The 6,546-nt window shown below is 51.2% G+C and carries 2 protein-coding genes; both read right to left on the bottom strand.

Going from position 1 to position 6,546, the window contains the following annotated elements:
* Window positions 1–10 precede the first annotated feature (10 nt).
* Complete coding sequence (locus ACO6V1_RS21860) at window positions 11–3,163, bottom strand: DUF1601 domain-containing protein (protein ID WP_422468539.1); 3,153 nt, start codon at window positions 3,161–3,163, stop codon at window positions 11–13.
* A gap of 224 nt (window positions 3,164–3,387) precedes the next feature.
* Window positions 3,388–6,285: a DUF1601 domain-containing protein gene (locus ACO6V1_RS21865; RefSeq protein ID WP_422468541.1), complete on the bottom strand. Its 2,898-nt coding sequence runs from the start codon at window positions 6,283–6,285 to the stop codon at window positions 3,388–3,390.
* Window positions 6,286–6,546 lie beyond the last annotated feature (261 nt).

A 6,546-nucleotide genomic window follows, 5' to 3' on the forward strand; every position in this document is an offset into this window, starting at 1 on the left:
AGGAAGGCAATTACTGGTTGTTTGTTTTCTTCCTCTTTGCTGGTTTGCCGGTTTGCTCCTCTGAATGTTCTTCGGCAGTCAAGTAACCGTGATCTGAGGGTTGCCCGCCTTTATCAGCCGTAACGTATGCTTCATCTGCCCACCTTCTTTTAAGTGATACAGAGCCATGCTCCTGTGGCGGGATGCCTGTCCTGGTCTTTATTTGATCAATGTATGGTTTCATTAAATCCTGATTCCAAAGCATGGTAACCGGAATTTCAATGACCTCAAATCCTGCTTTTTGCAACAGTGCGATTTTCAGCAGAGTCGAACCATTCCTGGTGTTGAAATCACCACCCACGTAATGAAACGGTCCCTGAACTTCAATCACCATGTTGTGATCTGGCAGTAGCAGGTCAACCGGAGGCAGTGAGTTCAGACTCTTTTCTTCTTCAATCCTCAAAGATGGAATAGAAGATTTGAGTTGATCACGGAAGTCGACCTGGGTGTTTGAAATATTTGTGTGGTAATGGGGGACGACCGGACACGCTCTGCCAAGCCAACTGGCGGCCTGGGCAATGGTGCGTTGACCCTCTTCATTGTGCAGGAATGTATTTTCCAGACGGTTAAACAGGTCATCCATGTGCTTTTCAAGCATGTGATTTTTATTGGCAGTGGAGACCAGAGACAGCCTGGCACAGCAGACCATTATTCCCCAGAGAGACATCAATATGGCTTTCTGAGAGAGCTGAGGGTTTTCACTGATTCGGTAGACCAGCGACTCGAACGTGGATGTAACCACGTTCAACTCAACGAGCTCACCCAGTTTCGCCATGGCCCACAGCAGGTTGGCAATAGCCTGGGCATTAAATTGGCCTTTCTGTGCGTTCACGAGGGGCAACAGCGTGGCCAGGGCCTCTTTGAGCTCTGGTGTCTGCTCCTGCCCGTGGTCCAACAGTTTCGCCATGGCCCACAGCAGGTTGGCAATACCCTGTGGTTTAAAGTTAGCTTTCTGTGCGTTCACGTGGGGCAACAGCGCGGCCACGGCATCGTTGAGCCCTGGTGACCACTTCTGTCCGTTGTCCACCAGTTTCGCCATGGCCCACAGCAGGTTGGCGGTTTCCTGTGGTTTAAAGTTGGCTTTCTGTGCGTTTACATGGGGCAACAGCGTGGCCACGGCCTCTGTGAGTGGTGTCCTCTCCTGCCCGTTGTTCACCAGTTTCGCCATGGCCCACAGCAGGTTGGCAATATGTTGAGGATTAAATTGGTCTTTCTGTGCGTTCACATGGGGCAACAGTGCGGCCACGGTCTCGTTGAGTTCTGGTGTCTGCTCGTGCCCGTTGTCCACCAGTTTCGCCATGGCCCACAGCAGGTTGGCGATACCCTGGGCATCAAATTGGTCCTTCTGTGCGTTCACATGGGGCAACAGCGCAGCCACGGCTTCTTTGAGCTCTGGTGTCGGCTCCTGCCCGTTGTCCACCAGTTTTGCCATGGCCCACAGCAGGTTGGCGATTTCCTGTGGGTTAAAATTAGCTTTCTGTGCGTTCACGTGGGCTAGCAGAGCGACCACAGCCCCGTTGAACTCCGGTGTCCGCTCCTGCCCGCTGCCGACCAGTTTCGCCATGGCCCACAGCAGGTTGCTAATATGCTGAGGAATAAATGAGTCTTTCTGAGCGTTCACGAGGGGCAACAGCGCGGCCACGGCCTCTTTGAGCCCTGGTGTCCGGTGCTGCCTGTTGTCCACCAGTTTCGCTATGGCCCAAAGCAGGTTGGCGATACCCTGGGCATCAAATTGGTCTTTCTGCGCGTTCACGTGGGGCAATAGCACGGCCAAGGCCTCTTCGAGCCCTGATGTCGGCTCCTGTCCGTTGTCCAGCAGTTTCGCCATGGCCCACAGCAGGTTGGCGATATGCTGAGGAGTAAATTGGTTTTTCTGTGCGTTCACGAGGGGCAACAGCACGGCCACGGCCCCGTTGAGCCCTGGTGTTCGCTCCTGCCCGTTGTCCACCAGTTTCGCCATGGCCCATAACAGGTTGGTGATTCCCTGGGCATTAAGTTGGTCTTTCTGTTCGTGCACGAGGGGCAACAACGCGGCCACAGCCAGGTTGAGCTCTGGTGTACGCTCCTGGCCGTTGCCCACCAGTTTCGCCATGGCCCACAGCAGGTTGGCGATATGCTGAGGTATAAATTGGTTTTTCTGTGCGTTCACGAGGGGCAACAGCACGGCCACGGCCCCGTTGAGCCCTGGTGTTCGCTTCTGCCCGTTGTCCACCAGTTTCGCCATGGCCCATAACAGGTTGGTGATTCCCTGGGCATTAAGTTGGTCTTTCTGTTCGTGCACGTGGGGCAACAGCGCAGCCACGGCCTCGTTGAGCTCTGGAGTCCGTTTTTTCCCGTTGTCAACCAGTTTCGCCATGGCCCACAGCAGGTTGGTGATTCCCTGTGGTTTAAAGTTAGCTTTCTGTCCATTTACGTGGGGTAACAGCGTAGCGACGGCCTCGTTGAACACTGGTGTCCGCTCCTGCCCGTTGTCCACCAGTTTTGCCATGGCCCACAGCAGGTTAGCTATTCCCCGGGCATCAATATCCCTGGCTTCAGGTTTTTGGTTGCAGTTAAATATTATTGCATCAAGTAGCGTTGACAATAAGTTAGCTTGAGTAAGCTTTACACGCTCATCCATGGGGTTATGAGGGGTAAAAACACCCGCTGAAGTCAATGAATGAAGTGTTGTCGTCAGGCTTCGCCAATTCCAGCTCCGTGTTACGGAAAAATTTTGCAGTAAACGTATCAGCTGACTTTGTTCGGCTCGATTTAATGGTCTTTTAGACGCTGACGTGTATTTTTTAATTGAACTGGCATATTGACCGTGATGTCTCCCATCATAGCGATCACCGAAACGATAAGATTTACTCACCAGACCATCCATTATTTCCTGTCTGGTCAGGGTATTGAAATCTTGAGCAGAGTTCACTGAGCGGAACATTAGATTTTGAGAAGAGCATGCGTCAGAAGAGTGGTACAATTCGTTGCGCCCCGGGGTAGTACGGAGGGGATTATCCCACTGTTCGACTGTGCCATATCTATATTGCACACGCCTTGAAGAAGCGGCATGGTCATCCGGTCGGTTGTAATCATTATTTGATCTTGTGTATTGACCGCTGATACCAGCAGAGTTTCTATCCATTTTTATATTTCTTTAATTCATGAAAATATAAAAAACAGACTGCTGTTTTGTTCAAAAGTTCATTTCGCTGAAATGTCTATAAACGTAAACGGTTGGGGAAGCACATTTACTCCTGATGCCATCAACCCGTTATTTTCCAATCATCCGGGGCAACAGGTGTTCAACACTGACATTCCTTCCCGGCATGTGAAAACGGATCTTGAGTCATGATAGGAGGAAGGCAATTACTGGCTGGTTGTTTTCTTCCTCTTTGCTGGTTTGCCGGTTTGCTCCTCTGAATGTTCTTCGGCAGTCAAGTAACCGTGATCTGAGGTTTGCCCGCCTTTATCAGCCGTAACGTATGCTTCCTCTGCCCACCTTCTTTTAAGTGATACAGAGCCATGCCCCGGTGGCGGTAAGCTTATCCTGGTCTTTATTTGATCAATGTATGGCTTCATTAAATCCTGACTCAAGAGCCTGTTAACCGGAATTTCAATGACCTCAAATCCTGCTTTTTGCAACAGTGCGATTTTCAGCAGAGTCGAACCATTCCTGGTGGTGAAATCACCACCCACGTAATGAGAGGGACCCTGAACTTCAATCACCAGGTTGTGATCTGGCAGTAGCAGGTCAACCGGAGGCAGTGAGTTCAGACTTTTTTCTTCTTCAATCTGCAAAGAGGGAAAGCATGATTGGAGTTGATCGCGGAAGTCGGATTGAGGTTTTGACATGATTGTCTGGTAATGGGGGACGAGCGGGCATGATCTCCCAAGCCAACTTGCGGCCATGGCAATAACGTATTGTTCCTCTTCATTATTGTCTGGATTGTCTGGGAATGTATTTTTCAGGCGAGTAAACAGGTCATCCATGTGCTTTTCAAGCCAGTTATTGTTATTGGAGTTTAGAGACAATCTGGCACAGCAAACCATTACTCCCCAGAGAGACATCAATATGTCTTGATGTGAGAGCTGAGGGTTTTCACTGATTCGGTAAACAAGCGATTCGAACATAGAGGTCACCACCTTCAGCTCAACGAACTCACCCAGTTTCGCCGTGGCCCACAGCAGATTGGCGATTTCCTGTGGTTTAAAGTTAGCTTTCTGTGTGTTCACGTGGTGCAACAGCGCGGCCACGGCCTCGTTAAACTCTGGTGTCCGCTCTTGCCCGCTATCCACCAGTTTCGCCATGGCCCACAGCAGGTTGGCGATACCCTGTGGTTTAAAGTTATCTTTCTGTGCGTTCACGTGTGGCAACAGCGCGGCCACGGCCTCTTTAAGCTCTGGTATCCTATCCTCCCCGTTGTCCAGCAGTTTCGCCATGGCCCACAGCAGGCTGGCGATTTCCTGTGGTTTAAAATAGGCTTTCTCTGGGTTCACTTGTGGCAACAGCACGGCCACGGCTTCTTTCAGCAGCAGTGTCCGCTCCTGCCCGTTGTTCACCAGTTTCGCCATGGCCCACAGCAGGTTGGTGATTTCCTGTGGTTTAAAGTTAGCTTTCTGTGTACTCACGTGGTGCAACATTGCGGCCACGGCCTGTTTGAGCCCTGGTGTCTGCTCCTGCCCGTTGTCCACCAGTTTCGCCATGGCCCACAGCAGGTTGGCGATATGCTGAGGAATAAATTGGTCTTTCTGTGCGTTCACGTGGGGAAACAGCGCGGCCACAGCCTCGTTGAGCTCTGGTGTCCGCTCCTGGCCGTTGTCCACCAGTTTTGCCATGGCCCACAGCAGGTTGGCGATATGCTGAGGAATAAATTGGTCTTTCTGTGCGTTCACGTGGGGCAACAGTGCGGCCACGGCCTCGTTGAGCGCTGGTGTCCGCTTCTGCCCGCTATCCACCAGTTTCGCCATGGCCCAAAGCAGGATGGCGATACCCTGAGCATTAAATTGGTCTTTCTGTGCGTTCACGTGGGGCAACAGCGTGGCCACGGTCTCTCTGATCTCTGGTGTCCGCTCCTGCCCGTTGTCCACCAGTTTCGCCATGGCCCACAGCAGGTTGGCGAAATGCTGAGGAATAAATTGGTCTCTTTGTGCATTCACGCAGGGCAGCAGCGCGGCCACGGCCTCGCTGAGCCCTGGTATCCGCTGCTGGCCGTTGTCCACCAATTTCGCCATGGCCCACAGCAGGTTAGTAATACCCTGTGCATTAAATCGGTCTTTATGTACGTTTACCCGGGACAACAACGCGGCCACGGCCTCGTTGAACGCTGGTGTCTGTTCCTGCCCGTTGTCCACCAGTTTCGCCATGGCCCACAGCAGGCTGGCGATTTCCTGTGGTTTAAAGTGAGTTTTCTGTGCGTTCACGAGGGGCAATAGCCCGGCCACGGCCTCATTGAGCTCTGGTGTTCGCTCCTGCCCATTGTCCACCAGTTTCGCCATGGCCCACAGCAGGTTGGCAATATGCTGAGGAATAAATGGGTCTTGCTGTGCTTTCATGTGGGGCAACAGTGCGGCCACAGCCGCGTTGAGCCCTGGTGTTCGCTCCTGCCCGCTGTCTACCAGTTTCGCCATAGCCCACAGCAGGTTGGCGATTTCCTGGGCACCAACATAGCTGGCTTCAGGTTTTTGGTTGCACTTGAATATGATTGCATCAAGTAGTGTTGACAGTAAGGCAGCCTGAGTAAGTCTGACACGCTCATCCAAGGGATTATGAGGGGTAAAAACACCCGCTGAAGTAAATGAGTGCAGTGTTGTCGTCAGGCTTCGCCAATTCCAGCTCCGCGTTGCTGTGAAATTTTGCAGCAAACGCATCAGCTGGCTTTGTTCAGCTCGATTTAACGATCTTTTAGCAGTTGACGTGTATTTTTTAATTGAACTGGCATATTGACCGTGATTTCTCCCATCATAGCGATCACCGAAACGATAAGATTTACTCAGCAGGCCATCCATTATTTCCTGTCTGGTGAGGGTATTGAAATCTTGAGCAGGGTTTACTGAACGGTACTGTAGATGTTGATAAGAGCGTGTGAAAGAAGAATGGTAAAATTCATTTCGCGCCGGGGCAGTGCGGGAGGGGTTATCCCATTGCCTGACTGTGGCATACCTATATCGTCCACGCCGTGAAGAAGTGGCTTGGTCATCCGGTTGGTGGTAATCATTGCCTGATCTTGTGTATGGACCACTGATACCAGCATAGCTTCTATCCATAATTATATTTCATTAATTCATGGAAATATAAAATGCAGACTGTGGTTCTTTTCAGAAGTTCATTTTGCTGGAATGTTGGTTAACTACTTACTGGCTGGTTGTTTTTTTCCTCTTTTCTGGTTTGCCGGTTTGCACTTCTGAATGTTCTTCGGCGGTTAAGTAACCATGATCTGAGGGTTGCCTGCCTTTATCAGCAGTAACGTATGGCTCATCTGCCAGCCTTCTTTTAAGTGATACAGAGCCATGCTCCTGTGGTGGGAT

It is taken from the genome of Endozoicomonas sp. ALC013 (assembly GCF_049310205.1).
GTDB lineage: Bacteria > Pseudomonadota > Gammaproteobacteria > Pseudomonadales > Endozoicomonadaceae > Endozoicomonas.

Coding starts and splice junctions, on each gene's coding strand:
- ACO6V1_RS21860 (WP_422468539.1), bottom strand. CDS start 3,163: ATGGATAGAAACTCTGCTGGTATCAGCGGTCAATACACAAGATCAAAT.
- ACO6V1_RS21865 (WP_422468541.1), bottom strand. CDS start 6,285: ATGGATAGAAGCTATGCTGGTATCAGTGGTCCATACACAAGATCAGGC.